The sequence below is a fragment of the Sphingopyxis sp. DBS4 genome (assembly GCF_024628865.1).
Classification (GTDB): Bacteria; Pseudomonadota; Alphaproteobacteria; order Sphingomonadales; family Sphingomonadaceae; genus Sphingopyxis.
Genome location: NZ_CP102384.1, coordinates 3,904,094 through 3,927,102, shown reverse-complemented (window position 1 = coordinate 3,927,102; position 23,009 = coordinate 3,904,094). Strand labels below are relative to the sequence as shown.

The window sequence follows — 23,009 nt, the reverse complement described above, 5'->3', positions numbered from 1 at the left end:
ATGAGACAGATTGACCCCTTCATCGCCGGCGACGCCGCCGGCGGCGGTTCCGTGCGTGCGGGCGAGGTTTTCAACCCGAGCACGGGGCAGGTTCAGGCGCGCGTCGCCTTTTCGACCCCTGCCGATCTCGATCGCGCCGTCGCGACGGCAGCGGCCGCGCAGCCCGGCTGGGCGGCGACCAATCCGCAGCGCCGTTCGCGCGTGTTGTTCCGCTTCCGCGAACTGCTCGAGGCGAACATGCAGGACCTCGCCGAGCTGCTCGCGAGCGAGCATGGCAAGGTCGTCGCCGACGCAAGGGGCGACATCCTGCGCGGGCTGGAAGTCATCGAATTTTCGTGCGGCATCCCGCACGCGCTGAAGGGCGAATATACGCAGGGCGCGGGGCCGGGAATCGACGTCTATGCCATGCGGCAGGCGCTCGGCGTCGTCGCGGGCATCACCCCGTTCAATTTTCCCGCGATGATCCCGATGTGGATGTTCGGCCCCGCGATCGCGGCGGGCAACGCCTTCATCCTCAAGCCCAGCGAGCGCGATCCGTCGGTGCCGGTGCGCCTCGCCGAGCTGATGCGCGAGGCGGGGCTGCCCGAGGGGATCCTGCAAGTCGTCCATGGCGACAAGGAGATGGTCGACGCGATCCTCGACCATCCGGCGATCGCGGCGGTCAGCTTCGTCGGCTCGTCGGATATCGCGCACTATGTCTATGGGCGCGGCACCGCAGCGGGGAAGCGCGTGCAGGCGATGGGCGGCGCGAAGAACCACGGCATCGTCATGCCCGACGCCGACCTCGACCAGGTCGTCAGCGACCTTTGCGGCGCCGCTTTCGGTTCGGCGGGCGAGCGCTGCATGGCGCTGCCGGTCGTGGTGCCGGTGGGCGACAAGACCGCCGATGCGCTGCGCGAACGGCTGATCCCGGCGATCGCCGCGCTCAAGGTCGGGGTGTCGAGCGATCCCGACGCGCATTACGGCCCGGTCGTCAACGCCGCGCACAAGGCGCGCATCGAGCAATGGATCCAGGCCGGGGTCGACGAGGGCGCCGAGCTGGTCGTCGATGGCCGCGGGCTGGTGCTGCAAGGGCATGAGCAGGGCTTCTTCGTCGGCCCGACTTTGTTCGACCGGGTGACGACCGACATGCGCGCCTATCGCGAGGAAATTTTCGGCCCGGTGCTGCAGATCGTCCGCGCCCCCGATTTCGAAACGGCGCTGCGCCTGCCGAGCGATCATCAGTACGGCAATGGCGTCGCGATCTTCACGCGCAACGGCCACGCCGCGCGCGAATTCGCGCAGCGCGTCAACGTCGGCATGGTCGGCATCAACGTGCCGATCCCGGTGCCCGTCGCCTATCACAGCTTCGGCGGCTGGAAGCGCTCGGGGTTCGGCGATACCAACCAATATGGAATGGAAGGCGTGCGCTTCTGGACCAAGGTCAAGACAGTGACCCAGCGCTGGCCCGATGGCGGCGCCGGCGACAATGCGTTCCTTATTCCGACGTCATAGAGCTGATCGCTCGGGATTACTCATCCGTCATTGCGAGCGGAGCGAAGCAATCCAGAGCGGCTTGTCACACCCTGGATTGCCGCGTCGCTTCGCTCCTCGCAATGACGATTCATAGATATGAAACAAATCTTCCATTTTATTGAATAATGAAATAGTCTCGCAACAGAGGACTGGCAATGGCCGGCGAGGGAGAGAGGCGATGCTCAGATATTTCGCGACGGGGCCGGACCTGCCGGTCAGGACCGACGACGGCGTCGATGGCGCTTTCAAGAGCTATCGGATGCGGATCATCATGGCGATCACGCTCGCCTACGCCGTCAGCTATACCTGTCGGCTCGCGATCAACATCGTCAAGAAACCGCTGATCGATCAGGGCATCTTCACGCCGCTCGAACTCGGGATGATCGGCTCGGCGCTCTTCTACACCTATGCCGCGGGCAAACTGATCAACGGCTTCGTCGCCGATCACAGCAATGTGAAGCGGCTGTTCGCGGCGGGGATGATCCTGTCGGCGCTGTGCAATATTGCGATGGGCTTCTCGACGCTCTTCTGGGCGACGCTGCTGATCTGGGGCCTCAACGGCTGGTTCCAGAGCTATGGCGCGCCCGCCTGCGTCGTCGCGCTGGCGAGCTGGTTCTCGAACCGCGAGCGCGGGCGCTATTACGGCATCTGGTCAACTGCGCATTCGATCGGCGAGGGGCTGACCTTCGCCGCCGTCTCGGCGCTCGTCGCGTTCGGCGGCTGGCGCTGGGGCTTCTGGGGGCCGGGCGTCGCGGCGATTCTTGCGGGGATCGCCGCCTTTTACGCGATGGCCGACCGTCCGCGCGCGCTGGGCCTGCCGACCGTCGCCGACTGGCGGAACGATCATTATGCCCCGCCCGCCGAAGGCGCGCCCGAGCGCGGGGTGTTCGCGACCCAGCTTTCGATCCTCAAAATCCCGGCGGTCTGGATTCTCGCGCTGGCAAGCGCCGCCAACTATGTGACGCGCTACGCGATCAACAGCTGGGGCATCCTTTATCTCCAGGAAGCGCGGGGCTATTCGCTGGCGGAAGCGGGCGCGGTGCTCACCGCGAGTACGCTCGCGGGGGTCGCGGGGGCGGTCGCCTTTGGCTTCGTTTCCGATAAATTCTTCGGCGCGCGGCGTCCGCCAGCCAATCTGCTGTTCGGCGTCGTCGAGCTTGTCGGGCTGCTGCTGCTCTTCTTCGGCCCGAACAATCCGGCCGTCGTTCTGGTCGCGGTGATCCTGTTCGGGCTCGGCATGACCGGCCTTGTCACCTCGCTCGGCGGGCTGTTCGCGATCGATATCTGTCCGAAGCGCGTCGCGGGCGCCGCGCTCGGCCTCGTCGGCGTCTTCTCCTATCTCGGTGCCGCGATCCAGGAACAGGTGTCGGGGGCGCTGATCGACGCCAACATGCATATGGCGAACGGCGCGAACGTCTATGATTTCGGGCCGGTGATCTGGTTCTGGATCGGCAGTTCGGTGCTGGCGACGATCCTCGCCACGACGCTCTGGAACACGAAGCTGCGCGACTGAAGGACATGACGATGCATCGCCGCAATCTTCTGCGCGGGGGCGCCGCGCTTGCCTTTCTCGCTGCGTTGCCGCGCCGGCTTTATGCCGCCGCGATCGGCTATCCGCGGCTGCTCGATGGCCCGATGGTGGGTGCGACGACGCCGGAGAGCTTCTCCGTCTGGTCGCGCGCGAGCGGCGCCTTCGGGGTCGCGGTCGAATATGCGACACGCCGCGATTTCGCCGATGCGAAGACGACCGCGCCGGTCGCCGCGACGCAGGAGAATGATCTCTGCACCGCGATCGAAGTGAAAGGGCTTCGGCCCGACACCGACTATTATTACCGCATCAAGACCGACGGAATCGACGACCGGCACCAGCCGCTCGCTTTCCGCACCCGCACCGCGCCCGACCGCCCGCGCCCGATCCGCATCGCCTTCGGCTCGTGCGCGCGCGTCCAGCTCTACCCCGAGCAACCGGTGTTCGAAGCGGTCGCGGCGATGGAGCCCGACCTCTTCCTGTGGCTCGGTGACAATATCTACGCCGACAGCGACAGCGAGACCGCCTTTTCGGCGCTCTATTCGCGCCAGCGCAATGTGCCGGCGCTCGTCCCGCTGCTCCGTTCGGTGCCGCAACTCGCGATCTGGGACGATCATGATTTCGGCTATAATGATTCGGACCGCCGCAACGGCGCGAAGGCGATGACGCGCCGCCTGTTCGACCGCTGGTGGGCGAATCCGGCGTCGGGGCTGCCCGATACGCCGGGCATCTTCTTTCGCCACAGCTTCGGCCCCGTCGATATCTTCATGCTCGACGGGCGCTACCATCGCGACCCGCCGTCGGACCCCGACAGTCCGGCCAAGACGATGCTCGGCGCGGGACAAAAGGCGTGGCTGAAACGCGAACTCAAGGCATCGAAGGCGGCGTTCAAGATCCTCGCGTCGGGCACCGGCTGGACGCTCGCCGAAAAGGACGGCGATAGCTGGGCCGCCTACCTCCACGAGCGGAACGAGATCCTCGATTTTATCCGCGACGAAAGGATTGGCGGTTGCCTCGGTATTTCGGGCGACGTGCATCAGGGCGAACTCAACTGTGTGCCCTGGTCCGAGCAGGGCGGCTATGATTTCTACGATCTGGTGAGTTCGGGCCTTGCCCAATATCTCGCGCCGAAATTCGTCGATCAGCATCCCGAGGTGCGATTGCGTGCGCCGTGGGTGCGGAGCGCCAATTTCGGCCTGCTCGAGTTCAGCTTCGATCCCGAGCCGCGCGTCGAATTGAGCATTCGCGACGTGATCGGGGCTTCGGCGTCGGGCAAACCCGTCGTCCTGCGCGCCGCAGACCTCGTCAACGGCAAGCAGAGCTGGCGCGCAGCGATCGACCCGCATGAACTCGAACGCCGCGAGCGCGTGGAGCGCGGCGGCAGCTATTATGGAGGTGAATGAGAATGCGTTTCGAGATGGAGACGATCGCGCGCGACGAGTTCGAGGCGCTGAAGGCGCATCTGCCGTGCGCGACGCGGGAAGGCCTGTTCGAGACCTATCGGATCAGCCAGAATAGCTGGTACAAGCTGCGCGACGGTCAGCCGGTCAAGCGCAAGACGATCGAGCGGCTGCGCGAACGCTTTCATCAGGTCGCGGGCGGATGAGCGGCGCCCCCCTCCATATCGCGCTGATCGGCAGCGGCTTCATGGGCCGCGCCCATGCGCTCGCCTTCGCGGCGGCGGACCGGACCTTCGACCTGCCGCGTGCGCCGCGCGTCACGATCCTCGCCGACCGCGATCTGCCGACGGCGGCCGCTGCGGCTGCCTCGCTCGGTATCCCGCAGGCAAGCGGCGACTGGCGCGAGGCGATCGCCGACGCATCGATCGACATGGTCGCGATCGCCACCCCGAACCTGCTCCACGCCCCGATCGCGATCGCCGCGCTTCAGGCCGGCAAGGCGGTCTATTGCGAAAAGCCGCTGGCGACGACGATTGCGGAGTCCGAAGCGATGACCGCGGCCGCCGCAGCAACGGGGCGGCCGACCGCAGTCGGCTTCACCTATCTCTACAATCCGATGATCGTCCTCGCGCGCGACCTGATCGCCAGCGGCGAGATCGGCGAGGTGACCGCCTTTCGCGGTATCCATGCCGAGGATTTCATGGCGTCGGCCGACGCGCCGTTCAATTGGCGCTGCGAGCCCGAGCAAGCGGGCGGCGCGCTCGCCGACATCGGCAGCCATATCATCGCGATGGCGCAGCATCTGATCGGCGACATCGCGTCGGTGTCGGGCCGGCTGCATACCGCTTACCCGACGCGCCGCGACGCAGCGGGCACCGACCGCGCGGTGACGGTCGACGACCAGATGGACGCGGTCGTCGAATTTGCCGGCGGCGCGACCGGCACTCTCGCGGCGAGTTGGATCGCGAGCGGGCACAAGATGGGGCTGGCGTTCGAGGTCAGCGGCACGAAGGGCTCGATCGCCTTCACGCAGGAGCAGTTCAACGAACTGCAACTCTATCGTTCCGGGCCGGGCCGCACCAATGGCTTCACGACGATCTGCGCCGGGCCCGAGCATGGCGACTATGGCGCCTTCTGCCCCGCATCGGGCCATCAGATCGGCTACAATGATTTGAAGACGATCGAGGTCAAGGCCGCGGTCGAGGCCGCGGCGGGACTGCCGTCGGCGGCAAAGAGCTTCGCCGATGCGCTGGCGGTGGAGAAGGTCGCCGACGCGATCCGGCGGTCGCATCGCGAGGGGGGGTGGGTGAAGCCCTAAGGGGAAGCCGTAACGGAGAATTGGCGGATTTCGACCGAACTCCGTCATCCCGGCGAAGGCCGGGATCTCGCCAGTGCCTCGTGGCGATAGGGTGAGATCCCGGCCTTCGCCGGGATGACGGGAGTGGTTGGGCATCGTCCGCTCACCACCCCAAAGCCGCCTCCAAACCTAAACCCGTGTCAGCGCCGTCAGCAGTTCCTTGTGGATCGCCGGCGTTGAGGCCAGCACCGTGCCGTTCATCAGGTCAAGCGCGTTGCCGAGCGTGTCGGTGACGATTCCGCCCGCCTCGCGGACGATCGCAACCCCTGCGGCCATGTCCCAGGCGCTGACGCTCTGTTCCCAATAGGCGTCGTGTCGGCCGCAGGCGACCCACGCCATGTCGATCGCGCCCGCGCCAAGGCGGCGGATGCCAGTGACGCGCGGGGTCAGCCGCTCCATCTCGGCGTAAAATTGTTCGTGATCCGGCTTGGTCGCAAAGGGAATACCGACCCCGAGCACGGCCTCCTCGATCGTCGAGCGCGGCGAAATCCGGATGCGCTGCTCACCGAGCCAGGCGCCGCGGCCGGTTTCGGCCCAGAACAGCTCGGCCATTGCGGGAACGTAGGTGACGCCCGCAATCACCTCACCCTGTCGCGCCAGTGCAATATTCACAGCGAAGAGTGGGGATCCTGTCAGGAAGTTGGTCGTACCGTCCAGCGGATCGACCACCCACACATGGTCGGTGTCGCGACCGGGGGTCAATCCACCTTCCTCGCCGAGGAAGCCATAGTCGGGGGCATGGGCCATCAAGTGTTCGCGGACGGTCGCCTCGGCCTTGAGGTCGGCCTCGGTGAACATGTCGGCGGCGCCGGCCTTGCTGTGGATCGTCAGCGTGGCGATGCGCTCGCGGTCGGCGATCAATCCTTCGCCCGCGGCGTGAGCGGCGGCGATCATGGCGGAAATAAGGGATGACATCGGCATGGAATGAATATACGTTCTGTTTTATAAGAAAGATAGAAAAATTATTCTGAATTTGAGAGCGGGCCATCACATCCAGACGGCCGTCGCTTTTCCGGATGAATGAGGGAGGGTTGAGTGAAAACCAGTCTGTTTGCAATCGCCGCCGCGCTGACGGCCGTTCCCGCCGCCGCAGCGGCCCCCGATGACGCCGCGATCCCTGCCGTCGCCGCATCGGCGGAAACGCAGGCGACGCAAGGGTCGGGGGCCGATGGCGCCGCCGTGATCGCCGATCCCGGCGATCCGTCGCGCACGCTGATTCTCGCGGGCGCCGAATCGGCGGGAATCGAAGTTTTCGATTTGAAGGGACAGCGCGTCGCGACGCACAAGGTCGGCAATATCCGCGCGCTCGATCTTCGCGCCGACGCCGCGCCGGGCGGTGCGCCGTTGCTTGCCGCGCTCGACGGCAAGGCGAACGCGCCCAAGCTTTTCCGCGTCGGCGCCGGCGGCGTTCCGACCCCGCTGAGCCTGACCGGAATCAAACCCGATATGACGGTCGCGGGCCTCTGTTTCTCGCGCAGCCATCGCGACGGCACCCTCTATCTCTTCCTCGTCGGCGACAAGGGCGAGATCGAGCAATGGGGGCTTGCCGCCGACGCCTCGGGCGCGATGAGCGGTCGCATCGCGCGGCGCTGGTCGCTGGGATCGGAAATCGGCTATTGCGCCGCCGACGATCGCGGCGCGGTCTATGTCTCGCAGGAAGCCGTCGGCGTCTGGCGCTTCGCCGCCGAGCCCGAGGCCGAGATCAAGCCGGAAATCGTCGACATCGTCCGCCTCGGCCATATCACCGACGAAGCGAAGGGCGTCGCCATCGCCGCCGATGGACGGCTGCTCGTTTCGGATGCCAAGGCGAACCGCCTGAACATCTACGACCCCACCGACGACTATGCCTATCAGGGGTCGGTGACGCTGGCGGCGGGTGCCGACAAGGTCGAGGACGCGGGCAGCATCACGATCGCGGGTCCGGTCGTGGTCGTCGCCGACGACGACAATGCGCCCGAACAGCCCAATTTCAAGATCGCGAGCTGGCCGGCGCTGCTCGCCGCGGCAGGGCTTCCCGAACGGCCCGCCGCTCCGGCGCCCGCGACGATGCCGCTGGCGCTCGCCACGGTCGAGACCGCGCCGGTCGAAACCGGGGGGGACGCCGCCGACGATCCGGCGATCTGGATCAATCCCGCCGACCCCGCGCAAAGCGTGGTGATCGGGACGCAGAAACAGTCGGGGCTCTATGTCTATGGCCTCGACGGCAAGGTGCTCCAATATCTGCCCGACGGACGCATGAACAATGTCGACCTGCGCAGCGGTTTCCGTCTCGGCGGACGCGATGTCGCGCTGGTGACGGCAAGCAACCGCACGACGAAGGGCATATCGATCTATGCGCTCGACCCCGCGACGCGCCGGCTGACCGATGTCGCGGACGGGCTGCAGAATACCGGCTTTGAAGACCCCTATGGCCTGTGCATGTATCGCAGCGCGAAGACGAAAAAGACCTATGTCTTCGTCAACCAGACCGACGGCAAGATGCGCCAGTGGGAACTGGTCGCGACCCCCGCGGGCAAAGTGCGCGCGAAGCTGGTGCGCGACCTGCCCTTCGCGAGCCAGGTCGAAGGCTGCGTCGCCGATGATGAGACGGGGATGCTCTATACTGGCGAGGAAGATGTCGGCATCTGGCGCGAGGGCGCCGAACCGCGCGGCGGTCCCGCGCGCACGATGCTGGCGAAGATCACCGACAATCCGGCGCTCAAGGACGATATGGAGGGGATGGGCCTCTATGCGATGGCGGGCGGCAAGGGCTATCTGGTCGTCTCGAGCCAGGGCAACGACAGCTATGCGGTCTTCCGCCGCGAGGGCGACAACGCCTATGTCGGCTCGTTCCGCATCGGCGCCGACATGGCGGCGGGGATCGACGGTGTTTCCGAAACCGACGGCCTCGACGTCAGCAGCCTCGCGGCCGGTCCGAACTTCCCGCACGGCCTGATGGTCGCGCAGGACGGCCGCAACGTCTCGCCGCCCGAGAATCAGAATTTCAAGCTGGTGCCGTGGGAACGGGTGGCAAAGGCGCTCGGCCTCGATCTTTGATCGCATCTCGCCGTGCGCTCACGGGCGCGCAGCGGGCCAAAGCCGATCTTTCGTTCGACTGGTGACCCCTACGGGAATCGAACCCGTGTTTCAGCCGTGAGAGGGCCGCGTCCTGACCGCTAGACGAAGGGGCCTTATGGTCGGATGTCTAGATGGGCGAGCCGACCGCCCGCTACACCGTGGTGACCCCTACGGGACTCGAACCCGTGTTTTCGCCGTGAAAGGGCGACGTCCTAGACCGCTAGACGAAGGGGCCGTCAAACCGGTGAAGCGGCGCCTTAGACGGGCGTTTCCATGCGGTCAAGCGCCGATTGGCGCGGGAACGTCCGCCGGTTCCTGGAGTGTTTTCAAGTCAGGTGGAATCACCGGACGATTCGAAAAACACGGCAACACAAGAATCTGGAGTGCCGGTTTTGATTCCATCAAAACCGAACGCACTCTAGTCGGCCCAGGCGGCATCTTCGAGGTGAAGTTCGGCGGCGGGACGGCTGCCCCAGTCGTCGCGTTTCGCGCGCCCCGCGAGCCACAGCTTGCGCCCGCGCGCGTTCAGCAGCGATTGCCCCAGCTCGCTCTCGGCGCTGCGAAAGGCGATCGCCTTGAACCGCGCGCCATCGTCCCCCGCCACGATCAGCCGGACATGATCGGTGCCGACGATCCCCGATTCGACGACCCGCACCGGCCCCGTCGCGACGCGCGGCGCGGGCCAGCCGGCACCATAAGGCCCTGCGCTCTCGATCGCCTCGCACCACAGCGGATTGATCCCGCGCGGCGCCAGCACCGCGTCGATCAGCAGCGACCTGTCGCCGCTCGCGCGCTCGACGTCGGCGGCGAGCCGGTCATTGAGGAAGGCGCCGAGCGCATCGACCTTGCCCGCCTCGACGGTCAGTCCCGCCGCCATCGCATGGCCGCCACCCGCGACGAGCAACCCGGTCTCCTTCGCGGCGAGGATCGCGGCGCCAAGGTCGACGCCCGAGATCGAGCGCCCCGATCCCTTGCCGACGCCATCCTCGTCGACCGCGATGACGATTGCGGGGCGATGCAGCTTCTCTTTCAGGCGCCCGGCGACGATTCCGATCACGCCGGGATGCCAGCCTTGCCCGGCAACGATCGCGACGGGCGCGTTCGCGCACGACAGGCTCGCCGCCATCGCCTCATCGAGCACCGCCGCCTCGATCGCGCGGCGCTCTTCGTTCAGCCGACCCAACTCCTGCGCGATCTCTATCGCCTCCTGCGGATCGCTCGTGGTGAGCAGCCGCACGCCGAGGTCGGACTTGCCGACGCGTCCGCCCGCGTTGATCCGCGGGCCGAGCGCGAAACCCATGTCGCTCGCGGTCGGTGGCTTGGTCAGTCGCGCCGCGTCCATCAGCGCCGCCATGCCGATATTGCCGCGCCGTGCCATCACCTTGAGGCCCTGCGTGACAAGCGCACGATTGAAGCCGGTGAGCCGCGCGACGTCGGCAACGGTTCCGAGCGCGACGAGGTCGAGCAGGTCGATCAGGGCGGGCTCGGCGCGGCCGCCGAAATGCCCGCGCGCGCGCAATGTGCGGAGCAGCGCGGCGCCGAGCAGGAAGGCGACGCCGACCGCGGCGAGGTTGCCGTGGATCGCGGCTGCCGCTTCTTCGTCAAGGCGGTTCGGGTTCACGACCGCGAAGGCATCGGGAAGAATGGTCGCGCATTGGTGATGATCGACGACGATCACCTCGACTCCCGCAGCCTTCGCTTCGGCGATCGCGTCGAACGCCTGCGCGCCGCAATCGACCGTGACGACGAGCCGCGACCCCGCCTCGCCGATCTTCACCAGCGCGGCGCCCGACGGCCCATAGCCCTCCATCAGCCGGTCGGGGATATAGGCGCCGACCGGAACGTCGAGTGCGCGGAGCAGGCGGACGAGCAGCGCCGCCGAGGTGGCGCCGTCGACGTCGTAATCGCCGAAGATCGTCACCGCCTCTTGGCGCTCGACCGCATCGGCGAGCCGCGCGGCGGCGGCGTCCATGCCCTTGAACAGCGACGGGTTGGGCATGAAGCCGCGCAGGGTCGGTACGCGCTGGCGCTCCAGATCGTCGCGTTCGACCCCGCGCGCGAGCAGCAATTGGGTGACGAGATCGTCGGGGGCGAGGCTCTCCCCGTCCCTTTTGGCGTCTCCCATCTCTGCACTCGTCCGCCGCCAGTGCCACGGCTGACCGAGGATCGAGCGCGTGATCCCGAGCGCGGCGGTCATGCGCGCGCTCCGGCGGCGAGAATGCGCGCGCGCAGGTCCTTCGCTGTGCCGAGCGGGATGGCCGGAATCTCATGCGCGCCGAGCGCGCTTCCGCCCGGCACGCCGAAAACGAGCGTCGCGAGGCCGAGCGGGCGGAGGATGAAGTCGGTCTTGAGGTCGACGCTCTGCACCGAGGCGTGCGGGAGCAGCGTCGTCTTGGGCTTCCAGAAGCCGCTGCGGATCGCGACCATGTCGCCGGTATCGATCCATTGGTGAAAGCGCGCGCCGATCAAGGCAAAAGCCGCGATCAGCAGCGCCGCGATGATGGCGATCCAACCGATCGGCTGGCCGAAGAAGACCGCCAGGCTGCCGCCAATCGCCGCACAGGCGCCGCCGACAAGCCCGCCGAGCGCGATGATCCGGTGGCTGTGCGACCAGGGGCCACCGGGCGCGGGGCGATCGATCGCGACCTCGCCCAGCACCGGGTCGATCTCGGCGAGCGTGCCGAAGGGAATGATCTGATGGTCCTTTTCCTTCTCGCCGTCGCTCGCGAGACTTTGCAGGCGCAGCTCGTGCCAGCCGAAGCGCTGCCGCAGCCAGCCGGTGACGAGGATCGCCGCCTGCACGCGCTTCACCGGCACCGCGACGTCGGTCCGCGTCGTCAGGCCGCGCGTGCGACGCAGCGCGCGGGGCTCGCGTATCAGGCGGAAATTCCAGTTGGCGAACAGCATCGTCGCGATGCCGCTCGCGAAACCGATGAAGAGAAGCGAGATCGCGGCGCCGAGACCGGCGATCCAGCGATGCGCGAGCAGCCAGCTATCGAGGCCACAGCGTTCGGTCAGGTCGATCCAGTCGACGGGATTGAAGATGTTGAAGTCGAAAGGCAGCAGCCCGTCGAAAAACTGCATCGCGGCGCCGACGATCGCGAGCGCGGCGAGCGAGAAATTGAACAGGCCGGCGATCAGCAGCCGGCGCGGCCCCATCGCGAAGAGCAGCCGGTCTTCGGCAGGAACGGCCGCGGGCGCGTCGGGCGTCGCGACGGCCGCCGGGATGCTGCGGTGTGCGCGGATCGTCGCGCGCAGCGCTTCGGCGGCGTCGAGGCCGATCGCGTCGAGCGTCGCGTCATTCTCCTTGCCGCCGCCCGCGCCAGTCTCCAGTCCCACCTTGGCGATGCCGAGTGCGCGCGACACGAGCCCCTGCTCGATGCCGACGTCCTGGATGCGGTCGAAGGGGATCGTGCGGTGCTGGCGCGACAGCACGCCGCTTTCGATGACGATCTCGTCCGCGCCGACCGCGAAGCGGAAGCGCAGCCAGTGGAGCCAGGCGAAGACGAGCGAGACCGCGAGGAAGAGAAGCAGCGCGGGGGCGACATAGGCCCATTTGCCCGCGATCCCGATCGCCGCGAGCGCGGGAATGAAATTGAGCGTGCGCGGCCCGAGCTGAACGATCGACAGCGCGAGCGTCGCGGGATGAAGCCGCTGCCAGTGCGGCTCGGCGTCGTCGATTGCGCGCAGGGCGGCGGCGTCGCTCATGCGAAATCGGTCTGGATGTGGCGCCGGATCGTCTCGCGCATCGCGGCGGCGAGATCAGCGTGCAGGCCGGGTAACGTCACCATCGAGTTATGGGTGCCCGAGGTGTGGACGACGAGATGCGACAGGCCGAACAGGCGCTCGACCGGCCCCTGCCCGACGTCGATATGCTGGACGCGCACGAAGGGGACGATCGTGTCGGTGCGAAACAGCCAGCCGCGCGCGACGCGGAGCTGTCCCTCGCCGATCTTGAAGCCCCAGCGCGTGACGCGCCGCGCCGGAAAGCTGACGATCATGACGATCGCGATCAGCCACGCCGCGACGCTGAGCAGCCCGAACGGCCCGCCGATCCGCGGCATCACGAGGATATCGACGAGCGTCGCCACGACCGCGAGCGGCAGCAGAGTCAGCGCGGTTGTCACGCGCAGCACGTGCACGAAGGCTGGGTCGACCGGATCGAGCCCCTCGCGCGCGTTGAGTGCGTCGGGCGCGAAGGGGTCGGTGGGCGCTGCGGGGGTTTCGGTCATGCGTAGGTATTTAGGGGGATCGCCGCAGACTGAAACCTCTAATTCGGTCTCGGTCTCGGCCGAACTTTCAGCCATCCTCCTTCGTCATCCCCGCGAAGGCGGGGATCCAGCTATTTTCCTCCTCTTTGCGCCTTCGTTCCTTTGTGCGAGATCATGAAGTCTCGCACAAAGGCGCGAAGAAAGCAGGACCCCCGCCTTCGCGGGGGTGACGAAGACAGGGTCGGCCTCTTCTTCCTTCTTACGGCTCCACCACATGAAAGCGCGGGTCGGCGGGCGGATGGAGCGCGAACCACGACAGGAAGGCCATTTTGTCGCCGTCGATGCGGATCGCGCCCGACTGGAGCAGCGCCGGGAACTGCGCCTGCCCCAGCATTACATCGTCGAGTATCTTGCGGTCGATGGTGATGGTCGCGGTCGGCGCGGGGTCGGTCACGCCGTAGCGGGGAAACTCGACCCCGCCCTCGACGACCACCGCAACCGCTTCCTTGCTGTCGGGGAGCACGAACTGGAACGTCCCTTTCAGCGCCGCTCCCTTCGCGGCATCGAACCGCGTCGCAAGCGCATCGAAAAAGACGCCGGTCGGGATCGCGCTGACGAAGCTGCGGCTCTGCCCGTTGCTCGTCGACGCCGCGACCTCGGTACCGCGCAAAGTCGCGGCGGCGGCGAGGTAATAGTTGCGCCACGCGCCCGACTCCGCCTGATAGCCCATCTGGTCATAGGCCGAGGCGAGCGCATCGCGCGCCGCCTTGTTGGCGGGCTCGGCAAAGACGAGCTTGTTCAAGAGCTCGGCCGCCCAGCGATAATCGCCCGCCGCGAGCGCCGCCTGACCCGCCGCGAGCAGCTTGTCGGCACCGCCCGCGAGCGCGACATATTTGGGCGCCGACTGTTCGGGCGGCAGCGGGTTGAAATTGGCGGGATTGCCGTCCCACCAGCCGAAATAGCGCTGATAGGTCGCCTTCATGTCGTGATTGAGCGTGCCGTAATAGCCGCGCGTCGAGAAATCGCCCGCCTGCACCGGCGCCTCGGGCGTCTGGTCGGCGAGCTCGTGCAGTGTCGCGCCGCGATTGGCGAGAAAGAGCGTGCGGTCGTGGACATAGCGATAGGCGTCGCGCTGATGGGTGAGCAATTCGCTCACCTCGCCCGTCCCCCAGGTCGGCCAATGGTGCGATCCCATCGCGACCTCGGCGCTGCCGCCCCATTTGAGCAGCATCGCGTCGATCACCTTCGACCAGCGCAGCGCGTCGCGCACCTGCGCCCCGCGCAGGGTCAGGATATTGTGGAGATTGTGCGTCACCACCTCGGTGGTATGTAAGGCCTTATACGCAGGGATGTAGAAGACGCATTCGGCGGGCGCTTCGGTGCCGCCGGCGTCCATGAAGTCGAACGCCAGCCCGTCGATGGTCAGCGTGCCGCCCTTGTCGCTCAGCGTCTCGGTCGGCTCCATATAGCCGATCGTTCCCGACGACAGCTTGGGGCCGAGCCCGGTATCGACCTGTCCCGCCGGGCCGGGGGGCAGGATCGCGCCGAACATATAGAGCGCGCGCCGTCCCATCGCGGCGCCGGCGAGGACATTCTCCGCCGTTGCCTCCTCCGAAAAGCCGTGCGGCGCGATGATCCGGACCTTGCCCGCCTTGACGTCGGCCGCGTTGACGATCCCGCCGACGCCGCCGAAATGGTCGCTGTGGCTGTGGCTGAAGATCACCGCCTTGATCGGCCGCTTGCCTTCCTTTGCCTCGACCGTGTCGGCGAACAATTTCCATCCTGCGGCGGCGGCCTCTTCGGAGAGCAGTGGATCGACAACGATCCAGCCGCTCTTGCCGCGGATGATCGTCATCACCGAGATATCATAGCCGCGAAGCTGCCAGATCTTGCCCGGCACCACCTCGAACAGCCCATGAATCGCGTTGAGCCGCGCCTGCCGCCACAGGGAGGGGTTCACCGTGTCGGGCGCCTTGGTCTGATTGAGGAAATCATAGGGGCGACGGTCCCACACCGTCTTGCCGTCCTTGCCCAGGATCACCCCGCCCGGAATCTCGGCGAGCTTGCCGCGCATCACATTGGCCTCGTCGCGCGGGTCATCGAGCGGCAGGCGCTTCGCCAGTTCGGCCTGCGCGGAGCGGGTCGCCTCGCTCGCGGCGTCATGTGCGAAGGCGGTGGTGGGCAGGGCGGCGGTCAGCAGCAATAGGATCAGTCGGCGCATGTCTCTCTCCCCTGATGTCGTCCTGCTTGCGCCGCGCGCCGCGGCTTGGCAAGCGAAGGCCCTGCAGCGCGGGCAAGCGCAGCATAGAGGATCGGCCGATGGAAGAATGCAAACTTCTTGTCATTTGGCATAGTCGCACCGGCGGTAGCCATGCGCTTGCCGAAGCGGCCGTCGCGGGGGCGAAGGACGCGAGCCTCGTCGCGGCGGACGACGTCACCCCCGACTGCTTGCTCAAGGCGGGCGGCTATCTCTTCGTCGGACCCGAAAATCTCGCCGCGCTGTCGGGCGCGATGAAGGAGATGTTCGACCGCTGTTACTATCCCTGCCTCGGCCGGATCGAGGGGCGCCCTTATGCGACGATCATCTGCGCGGGCTCCGACGGGGAAAATGCCCAGCGCCAGCTCGACCGCATCGCGACCGGCTGGCGGTTGCGGCGCGTCGCCGATCCGGTGATCGTCAACACCGCCGCGCAGACACCGGAGGCGATATTGGCGCCGAAGACGATCCCGGCGGACCGCCTCGCCGAAGCGCGCGGCCTGGGCGCGGCGCTGGCGGAGGGACTGGCGGCGGGGATTTTCTGAAAGAGGCCGGGCCACTGTAGGGTCCGCTTTGGGGTGGAGAGCGGACACTCCCCACTTTCGTCATTCCCGCGAAAGTGGGAACCCAGTGTGGGGTTAGCCGACGCACGCTCTGGGTCCCCGCTTTCGCGGGGATGACAAAGTTAGGAGATGCCGGGCGTCCTCAATCGGTCGCTAGCGGCCGGACTGGCAGAGCCCGGTGGCTCTATTGCCCCTCTTCGCTCCCCAGCGAGGCGCGCTGCGAATCGAGGACGATGATACGTTGGCGCATCGCGTCGGCGACGCAGGCGGCGTCGCCGCAGGTGTCGCGCTGGCCGATGCGCCAGCCGCGCTGCTCGGCGGCGATCTGCTCGCGTAGCGGTCCCGCGGTGCGGTCGAGCTGCTTGTAGGCGCGGTTGAGTTCGCGATCGAGCGCGGCGAGCTCGTCGTCGCTGCAGATCAGCTTCTCGGCGCGCGTCGTGGCAAATTTGCAGTTGAAGCTCGGCGGAATCTTCGCTGTCGGCGTAGTTTCCACCGGTGCAGCGGGCGTCGTCGATGGTGGCGCCGCGGTGGCAGGGGCAGGCGCGGCCGGTGAAGCGGCCGCGGGCGCCGCCGCTGTCGCAAGCTCGGCCTTCTTTTCCTCGCCGCCGCGCAGGAACAGCATGGCGCCCAGCACCGCGACCAGAACGAGCAGCGCGCCGATCATCAGCGTCTTGGCCGACCCGCCCGAGGATGCGGCGGGTTCCGGCGCGGACGCCTGCGTCAGGATCGCGGCGTGAAGATTGTCGGCAGCGGCTGCAGCCGCCGGCGCTGCGACGGCGGGCTCCGTCCTGTCGGGAGCGAGGGTGCCGGCAAGCTGATGAGCTTTCGCCGCGATGCGCGCGATCGAATCGTCGCGCTTTTCCAGCCAGTCGATCCACTGCGCGCTCGCGAGATGATAGGCGAGGTCGTCGGGAACGATCTCCTCGAGCCGCAGCGGAATGATCGCCTTGTGCGCGCTGTCGGCGAGGATCAGCTCGCGCTTCACATGCGGACTCTTGTCCGACTGGCTGCAGAAGAGGAGGAGGACGCCCGCCGAATCGCGGATCGCCTGCAGGATCGCGGTGTCGAAGGCCTCGCCCGGCCCGACATCGCGTGGCGCGATCCAGCAATCGACGCCGTGGCGCGCGAGCGCCTTCTCGACGTGGAGCGCGACGTCATATTTGCTCGAATGATGGCTGACGAACAGCTTCGGACGCTTTGCTTCTTCCATTTCGCAGTCCCCTCATTCCAACCGTCGCCTTCGCGGGGCGACGGGGATTTGTCACCCCGCGCGGTGTTCGCCCTTGACCCAGCGCACGGTGCCCGACGAGGCGCGCATCACGACGCTTTCGGTGGTCAGCACGCCGCCGCGGCGATGCTTGACGCCGCGCAGCAGCGACCCGTCGGTGACCCCGGTCGCGGCGAAGATCACGTCGCCCTTGGCGAGGTCTTCGAGGTCGTAGACGCGGCCCAGATCCTCGATCCCCCATTTCTTCGCGCGCAGCCGCTCGTCGTCGTTGCGGAACAGCAGGCGGCCCTTGAACTGGCCGCCGACGCAGCGCAGCGCCGCGGCGGCGAGAACGCCCTCGGGCGCGCCGCCCGACCCCATATAGATGTCGACATTGGTGTCGGGATTGGTGGTCGCGATCACCCCGGCGACGTCGCCGTCGGGGATCAGCGCGACGCCGCAGCCGATGCTGCGCAGCTCGCTGATGATCGCTTCGTGGCGCGGCCGGTCGAGGACGCAGACGATGATGTCCTGCGGCGATACGCCCTTTTCGCGCGCGACCGCTTCGACATTCTCGCGCACGCTGTTGTCGAAATGGACGATGTCCGGCGAAAAGCCGGGACCAACCGCGAGCTTGTCCATATAGACGTCGGGGGCGTTGAGCAGGCAGCCCTCCTCGGCGATCGCGAGCACCGCGAGCGCGTTGGGGCCTGCCTTGGCGGTGATCGTCGTGCCTTCGAGCGGGTCGACCGCGATATCGATCTTGGGCCCCTTGCCCGGCGCGTTGCCGACCTTTTCGCCGATATAGAGCATCGGCGCCTCGTCGCGCTCGCCCTCACCGATGACGATGGTGCCGTCCATGTAGAGGGTGTTGAACGCATCGCGCATCGCCTCGACCGCGGCGGCGTCGGCGGCCTTTTCGTCGCCGCGCCCGATCAGCTTGGCGGCGGCGATCGCCGCGGCTTCGGTCACGCGCACCATTTCGAGCACGAGCACCCGGTCGAGGTTGCTGCCGCTGCTGTTCGTCATCGTCCTGACTCTCCGTCTTTACTTGTTCCGCCCCGTCGGCATGTTGGGCGCCATATGGCCCGCCGCCCCGCTTGTCGAGAATCCTTCGCCCGATTCGGAGCCGCTTTTGCGCTCTATTGCGTCATCGGCGTGGCCGCAGCGCCCGCGGCGGCGCAGTCCATCGGCCCGCCTGCACCGCGACCAGCCGATGCGGCCATCGCGCGGGCGAAGGAGATGACCGATCCGGTGCGGCGCTGCACGCCGTCGGACGACGGCTCGATCACCGTGTGCGGCAGCGACACCGAAAGGCACCGGCTGTCGCCCGAACTGCGTGCGATCGCCAACGAAGGCCGCGAGGCGCCGCCGAAGCTCCCGCGGGCCGAGGCCAAGGCGATGAGCCTCGACCGGCTACCCTATAACTGGATGCCGATCGGCGGCCGCTATCCGCGCGGCCCCGAATATAATCCGCTCTACGAAATGGCGAAACGCGCGACCGACCCCGAGAACGGCGTGCCGGCGCCGCCGGAGAATTAGAGCGCCAGGATCGGCATCCGCACCGGCGAGCCGACGACATGGTCCGACGCGGCGAGCGTAGCGAGCGCCGCCTCGATTGCGCGCGCCGGCCCCTCGTGGGTAACGAGGACGATGACGACGCCGTCATTTTCCCCGGAGCCGCGCTGGATGAAGCTTTCGATCGAGACGCCCGCATCGCGCATCGCGGTCGCGATCTCGGCGAGGACGCCGATGCGATCCTCGACGATCAGGCGGACATAATGTTTGCCGACGCGCGCGCCGGCGTCGGCGACCGGCGCCGCGTCGAGCGCGTCGACCGGCATCGCGAAGGCGGGGCCATATTCGTCGCGCGCGATGTCGATGATGTCGGCGACGATCGCCGATGCGGTCGGCCCCGCGCCCGCACCCGCGCCCTCGAAGAAGAGGCGGCCGACGAAATTCCCCTCGGCGACTACGGCGTTGAGCGCGCCGGGGACATAGGCGAGCGGATGGTCGGCGGGGACGAGGCACGGCTGGACATGCTGGTAAAGACCGGTTTCGTCGCGCTCGGCCATGCCGATCAGGCGGACGCGATGGCCGAGCGCTTCCGCCTCGCGGATATCGGCGGCGATCAGGTCGCGGATGCCCGCCGCCGTCACCGCGTCGATGTCGAGCTTCGTCCCGAAGCAGAGCGCGGCGAGGATCGACAATTTATGCGCGGCGTCGATCCCGTCGACGTCGAAAGTCGGGTCGGCCTCGGCATAGCCCTCCGCCTGCGCGGCGGCGAGGGCATCGGCGAAGCCCCAGCCATCGCGTTCCATCCGCGTCAGGATATAATTGCAGGTGCCGTTGAGAATGCCATAGACGCGTGCGATCTGATTCGCGGATGCGCCTTCGCGGATCGCCTTGATGACGGGGATGCCGCCCGCGACCGCGGCTTCATATTTGAGCGGCGTGTCCTTCGCCTCGGCGAGCTGCGCGAGGCCCAGCCCGTGATGCGCGATCATCGCCTTGTTCGCGGTGACCAGCGCCTTGCCGGCGCCGAGCGCGCGGCGCGCGAGGGTCAGCGCCGATCCGTCGGCGCCGCCGATCATCTCGACGACGACGTCGACATCGCCCGCTTCGACGAGCGCGTCCATATCGTCTTCCCAGCGATAGGGCGACAGGTCGACGCCGCGATCCTTGTGGCGATCGCGTGCCGACACGGCAACGATCTCGATCGGCCGGCCAGCGCGGCGCGCGATCAGCGCGCGGTTCGCCTCGAGCAGCCGCACGACGCCGCCGCCGACGACGCCGATCCCCGCGAGCGCGACGCGAAGCGGCGGGCGGGGCGCGGCGGGGGCAGGGGACGGCGACATCGGACACTCCATCGAGACGCGGGATGATCCGCAGGATGCGAGGCCCCCTATCGGCTTTTGGCGTGGAGGCAAGCCCGGACGAAGGTGGAGTCCATATGGTTCACGCGGAGACGCGGAGACGCGGAGAAGAAAAATGCGCGCAGCGGTGCCAAGATCGCAAGGTCAAAGAGGAAGGGTGGCGAAGCCGCCAATCTTCTTTCTCTCCGCGTCTCCGCGTGAACCAATAGCTCGCCCTTTTCCTCATTTGCGACGACCGTCTAATTCGCGGCCGGCGGCGTCCGCGTCCGAGTGCATTCGCCGAGCGCGCCGAGGACGACGGCATAATCCGCTGCCGCTTTCTTGCGGTCCTCGGGCGCGGTGCCGGCGAGCTTGCTGAGCGGCAATTGATGCGGCAGGCCGCAGGCAAGGCGATACCAGGCCAGCGTATCGCGCGCCGGAACCGCCGCCGACCCGTCGACGATCTCGCCGAACGCCGCGGCCCAGCGACGCGATCCGTCGGGGGCGGTCAGGATGGTCAGCGACACCGGCTCGCCGGTCTTCGTATCGAGAAACAATTGCGTCTCGCCTTCTCCCGGCAGCGTGCCGGGGACGTGGAAGCCGTTGGCGACGCCGGTGATCGCGGGCGGCGCGCCGGGCTTGACCAGCTCGGTCAGGATCGCGCGGAGCTGCGCCTCGGTCGCCGGATCCCACGGCAATTGTGCGTCGGGGGCGACGAGCTGGACGCTGCCGGTGTTCTTGGCGCCCGGCGCGGCGCCCGCGACGGGGCGGGCGAAGAGCAGGACCGGCTGCTTCTTTTTGAGCTTCACCGGCTTGCCCCTGGCGTCGAGCGGCAGGTCGACGAGATAGGAGATTCGCGCCGCGAGCGGACCCGCGCCGCGAATCAGGCTGACCACGTCGGCTTCGACATAGAATCGCGCCTGACCCGCTTTCAGCCCTGGCGCCCGCTCGGCTTTCAGCGGCGTTGCGCGAAAGATCCGGGCGTGGATCGCCATCGGCGCGATCGTCGCCAGATCGGCGATATCGGCATAGCTATAGGGTGAGGATGTTGCCGCCGGTGTCGGCGCCTGCATGGCAGAAGCGCTGATAAAACAGCCGCTTACAACAGAAAAACCCAAAGCGGCAGCCGGCAGGAGCGCGCGCATGATCGAACCACCTTCCATTGTTCGAGGCGCCGTACGGGCGCCAAAACCCCATCATGGGGAAGCGGACATTAACCGCTGATAAAGGGTTTGCGAACTTGTCGCCACCGCGATAGGACGAGCGACGAAGCGTCCGGCGACAACATAAAAGGCCGGCTGCGACGCCGCCGGGTCTGTGAAAGCGCATCGGAAATTATCCGAGCATTTGGCAACCGCACCCGTCGGTGATGGATTTGGTGTCAGGATGATCTAGCAAGGAGCGTCGTCCCTGAATGGCTTATGGTGATAATGTCGACCCTAAAAACAGGGTAGTGGCGATTGTCTTGGTGGGCTTGTTCACGGCTTTGCTGGGCTACGGCTTGGTAAATGGTCTGAACATCAGCATCGTCAAGAAGCTCGCCGAGAAATTGGACGTGGTGGACGTCGAAGAGCCGCCGCCGCCGGAGGAGCCCCCGCCGCCGCCGCCGCCGGATAACAAGCTGCCGCCGCCGCCGCCGGTGGTGACGCCGCCGTCGCCGATTCCGCCGCCGAACACGTCGAACCAGGTGTCGTCGGTGCCCGAGGCGCCCCCGCGTCCGCCGCTGCCGATCCCCCCGATCGCGGCTCCGCCGGCGCCTCCGCCGGCTCCGGACATGAGCGCGCCCGGCAAGCCGAAGGGCAATCCCGGCAACTGGGCCAGCCCCGACGACTATCCGGCGCGCGCGCTCCGCGAAGAGCGGCAGGGCACGACGGGTTTCCGCGTTTCCTATGACGCGGGCGGCAAGCCCACGGGCTGCGACGTCACCTCGTCGAGCGGCCATGCCGATCTCGACGATCTGACCTGTAAGCTGATCATGCGGCGTGCGCGCTTCTCGCCGGGCAAGGATCGCGCGGGCAATCCCTCTGGCGGGAGCTACAGCAGCCGCGTCAAGTGGCAGATCCCGAAGTGATCGGCTGCCCGGCCAGCCTCTATATTTTCAGTCTTTTCATACCGTTTTGAATATTTTGAGAGGGAATAACCACCATGTTTAACCTGATTGCAAACGCTGCCGCGGGCGCTGCGGCTCCGGCCCACGAAGCGGGGATGTCGCTCCTTCCCGCGTCGGTCTGCGTCGTGAAGGAAGGCCAGAACCCCTACGGCCTGCTGCCCGCCCTGTGCGAAGGCGGCATCGTGTCGCAGGTCACCTTCCTGGTCCTGCTGATCATGTTCGTCGGCACGCTCTATATCCTGTTCACCAAGCTGTTCGAACAGAATAAGGTGATCAACCAGGGCAAGGCGGTCGACGCGAACTTCTGGCGCGCCCCGACGCTCGCCGACGGCGTATCGAAGCTCGAAAAGAACAGCGCCTATCGCCAGGTCGTCGAAGACGGTCTGCGCGCCAACGAAGAGCATAACAAGCTGACCGATCCCGTCGAATCGCACGACTGGATGCACGGCACGCTCGAGCGTTCGCAGAACCACATCAACTCGAAGCTCAACGGCGGCCTCGCGTTCCTCGCGACCGTCGGCTCGACCGCGCCGTTCGTCGGTCTGTTCGGGACTGTTATCGGCATTCTGCGCGCCCTCGTGAAGATCGGCGCGTCGGGCCAGGCCTCGATCGACACCGTTGCCGGCCCGGTCGGTGAAGCGCTCATCATGACCGCCATCGGTCTGATCGTGGCGGTTCCCGCGGTGCTCGCGTTCAACTGGCTTCAGAGCCGCAACAAGTCGATCGCGCGTCGCCTGTCGACCTTCTCGAACGATGTGCTCGGCTCGATCATGTCGGGTGGCCAGGTGAAGCCGGCCGTGGTGGCTGCTCCGGCCAAGGCCGCTCCGGCTGCCGCGCCGAAGAAGGCGTAAGTCTGCGGGCCCCGCGTCGTCGCCCTCGGGCGGCGGCACGGGGCCGCTGGACGAAGCGGGCGCCAGGCGGCCTCCGCTTCGCTCCATGACAGTAATTT

At 67.2% G+C, this 23,009-nt stretch carries 19 protein-coding genes and 2 tRNA genes; 10 read left to right on the top strand and 11 right to left on the bottom strand.

Annotated elements, in window-relative coordinates; genetic code table 11:
• From NP825_RS18970 to NP825_RS18950, 5 genes are all read left to right on the top strand, one after another.
• Positions 1-1,494: a CoA-acylating methylmalonate-semialdehyde dehydrogenase gene (locus NP825_RS18970; protein ID WP_257546541.1), complete on the top strand. Its 1,494-nt coding sequence runs from the start codon at positions 1-3 to the stop codon at positions 1,492-1,494.
• A 199-nt stretch (positions 1,495-1,693) separates the two neighbouring features.
• Positions 1,694-3,028 (top strand): MFS transporter, encoded by a 1,335-nt coding sequence (locus NP825_RS18965; RefSeq protein WP_257546539.1) that lies wholly within the window; start codon positions 1,694-1,696, stop codon positions 3,026-3,028.
• An 11-nt stretch (positions 3,029-3,039) separates the two neighbouring features.
• A complete protein-coding gene (locus NP825_RS18960; RefSeq protein WP_257546537.1) occupies positions 3,040-4,446 on the top strand; it encodes an alkaline phosphatase in 1,407 nt (468 codons plus the stop codon).
• A gap of 2 nt (positions 4,447-4,448) precedes the next feature.
• The gene (locus NP825_RS18955; protein ID WP_257546535.1) at positions 4,449-4,649 is read left to right on the top strand and encodes a hypothetical protein; all 201 of its coding nucleotides are present in this window, start codon (positions 4,449-4,451) and stop codon (positions 4,647-4,649) included.
• Positions 4,646-5,761, top strand: coding sequence for a Gfo/Idh/MocA family protein (locus NP825_RS18950; protein ID WP_257546532.1), 1,116 nt, complete (start codon positions 4,646-4,648; stop codon positions 5,759-5,761). Before NP825_RS18955 ends, NP825_RS18950 begins: the two co-directional genes overlap by 4 nt.
• A gap of 168 nt (positions 5,762-5,929) precedes the next feature.
• Here the strand turns inward: NP825_RS18950 and NP825_RS18945 are convergent, their stop codons facing one another.
• Positions 5,930-6,715, bottom strand: coding sequence for an inositol monophosphatase family protein (locus tag NP825_RS18945; protein WP_257546530.1), 786 nt, complete (start codon positions 6,713-6,715; stop codon positions 5,930-5,932).
• 120 nt (positions 6,716-6,835) lie between these two features.
• Between NP825_RS18945 and NP825_RS18940 the strand changes: the two genes are divergently transcribed.
• Complete coding sequence (locus NP825_RS18940; RefSeq protein WP_257546528.1) at positions 6,836-8,836, top strand: phytase; 2,001 nt, start codon at positions 6,836-6,838, stop codon at positions 8,834-8,836.
• Positions 8,837-8,895: 59 nt separating this feature from the next.
• On the opposite strand, the gene NP825_RS18935 is transcribed toward NP825_RS18940, so the two are convergent.
• From NP825_RS18935 to NP825_RS18910, 6 genes are all read right to left on the bottom strand, one after another.
• A tRNA-Glu gene (locus tag NP825_RS18935) sits at positions 8,896-8,970 on the bottom strand.
• Between the two features lie 46 nt (positions 8,971-9,016).
• Positions 9,017-9,092: transfer RNA gene (locus NP825_RS18930), tRNA-Glu, on the bottom strand.
• A 183-nt stretch (positions 9,093-9,275) separates the two neighbouring features.
• On the bottom strand, positions 9,276-11,054 hold the full coding sequence (gene recJ / locus NP825_RS18925) for a single-stranded-DNA-specific exonuclease RecJ (RefSeq protein ID WP_257546526.1): 1,779 nt from the start codon (positions 11,052-11,054) through the stop codon (positions 9,276-9,278).
• Positions 11,051-12,565: a PH domain-containing protein gene (locus NP825_RS18920; RefSeq protein WP_257546524.1), complete on the bottom strand. Its 1,515-nt coding sequence runs from the start codon at positions 12,563-12,565 to the stop codon at positions 11,051-11,053. The genes recJ and NP825_RS18920 overlap by 4 nt, the downstream gene beginning before the upstream one ends.
• A complete protein-coding gene (locus NP825_RS18915; protein ID WP_257546521.1) occupies positions 12,562-13,089 on the bottom strand; it encodes a PH domain-containing protein in 528 nt (175 codons plus the stop codon). The genes NP825_RS18920 and NP825_RS18915 overlap by 4 nt, the downstream gene beginning before the upstream one ends.
• A 238-nt stretch (positions 13,090-13,327) precedes the next feature.
• Positions 13,328-15,289, bottom strand: a complete 1,962-nt coding sequence (locus tag NP825_RS18910) for an alkyl/aryl-sulfatase (RefSeq protein ID WP_257546519.1) — start codon at positions 15,287-15,289, stop codon at positions 13,328-13,330.
• Positions 15,290-15,387: 98 nt separating this feature from the next.
• On the opposite strand from NP825_RS18910, the gene NP825_RS18905 reads away from it, so the two are divergent.
• Complete coding sequence (locus NP825_RS18905) at positions 15,388-15,870, top strand: flavodoxin family protein (protein WP_257546517.1); 483 nt, start codon at positions 15,388-15,390, stop codon at positions 15,868-15,870.
• Between the two features lie 202 nt (positions 15,871-16,072).
• Here NP825_RS18905 and NP825_RS18900 read toward each other — a convergent pair whose 3' ends face one another.
• On the bottom strand, positions 16,073-17,098 hold the full coding sequence (locus NP825_RS18900) for a TIR domain-containing protein (RefSeq protein ID WP_257546515.1): 1,026 nt from the start codon (positions 17,096-17,098) through the stop codon (positions 16,073-16,075).
• Between the two features lie 51 nt (positions 17,099-17,149).
• The gene (gene glpX / locus NP825_RS18895; protein ID WP_257546513.1) at positions 17,150-18,124 is read right to left on the bottom strand and encodes a class II fructose-bisphosphatase; all 975 of its coding nucleotides are present in this window, start codon (positions 18,122-18,124) and stop codon (positions 17,150-17,152) included.
• A gap of 129 nt (positions 18,125-18,253) precedes the next feature.
• Between glpX and NP825_RS18890 the strand changes: the two genes are divergently transcribed.
• On the top strand, positions 18,254-18,637 hold the full coding sequence (locus NP825_RS18890) for a hypothetical protein (RefSeq protein WP_257546511.1): 384 nt from the start codon (positions 18,254-18,256) through the stop codon (positions 18,635-18,637).
• On the opposite strand, the gene NP825_RS18885 is transcribed toward NP825_RS18890, so the two are convergent.
• On the bottom strand, positions 18,634-19,953 hold the full coding sequence (locus NP825_RS18885) for a homoserine dehydrogenase (protein ID WP_257546509.1): 1,320 nt from the start codon (positions 19,951-19,953) through the stop codon (positions 18,634-18,636). The genes NP825_RS18890 and NP825_RS18885 overlap by 4 nt on opposite strands.
• Before the next feature lie 257 nt (positions 19,954-20,210).
• Entirely contained in the window at positions 20,211-21,023 is an 813-nt protein-coding gene (locus NP825_RS18880) for a hypothetical protein (RefSeq protein WP_257546507.1), read from the bottom strand.
• A gap of 341 nt (positions 21,024-21,364) precedes the next feature.
• On the opposite strand from NP825_RS18880, the gene NP825_RS18875 reads away from it, so the two are divergent.
• Together NP825_RS18875 and NP825_RS18870 are read left to right on the top strand one after the other, a co-directional pair.
• Positions 21,365-22,021: an energy transducer TonB gene (locus NP825_RS18875; protein WP_257546505.1), complete on the top strand. Its 657-nt coding sequence runs from the start codon at positions 21,365-21,367 to the stop codon at positions 22,019-22,021.
• A 134-nt stretch (positions 22,022-22,155) separates the two neighbouring features.
• A complete protein-coding gene (locus NP825_RS18870; RefSeq protein ID WP_257551551.1) occupies positions 22,156-22,911 on the top strand; it encodes a MotA/TolQ/ExbB proton channel family protein in 756 nt (251 codons plus the stop codon).
• The last annotated feature ends 98 nt before the right edge of the window (positions 22,912-23,009 follow it).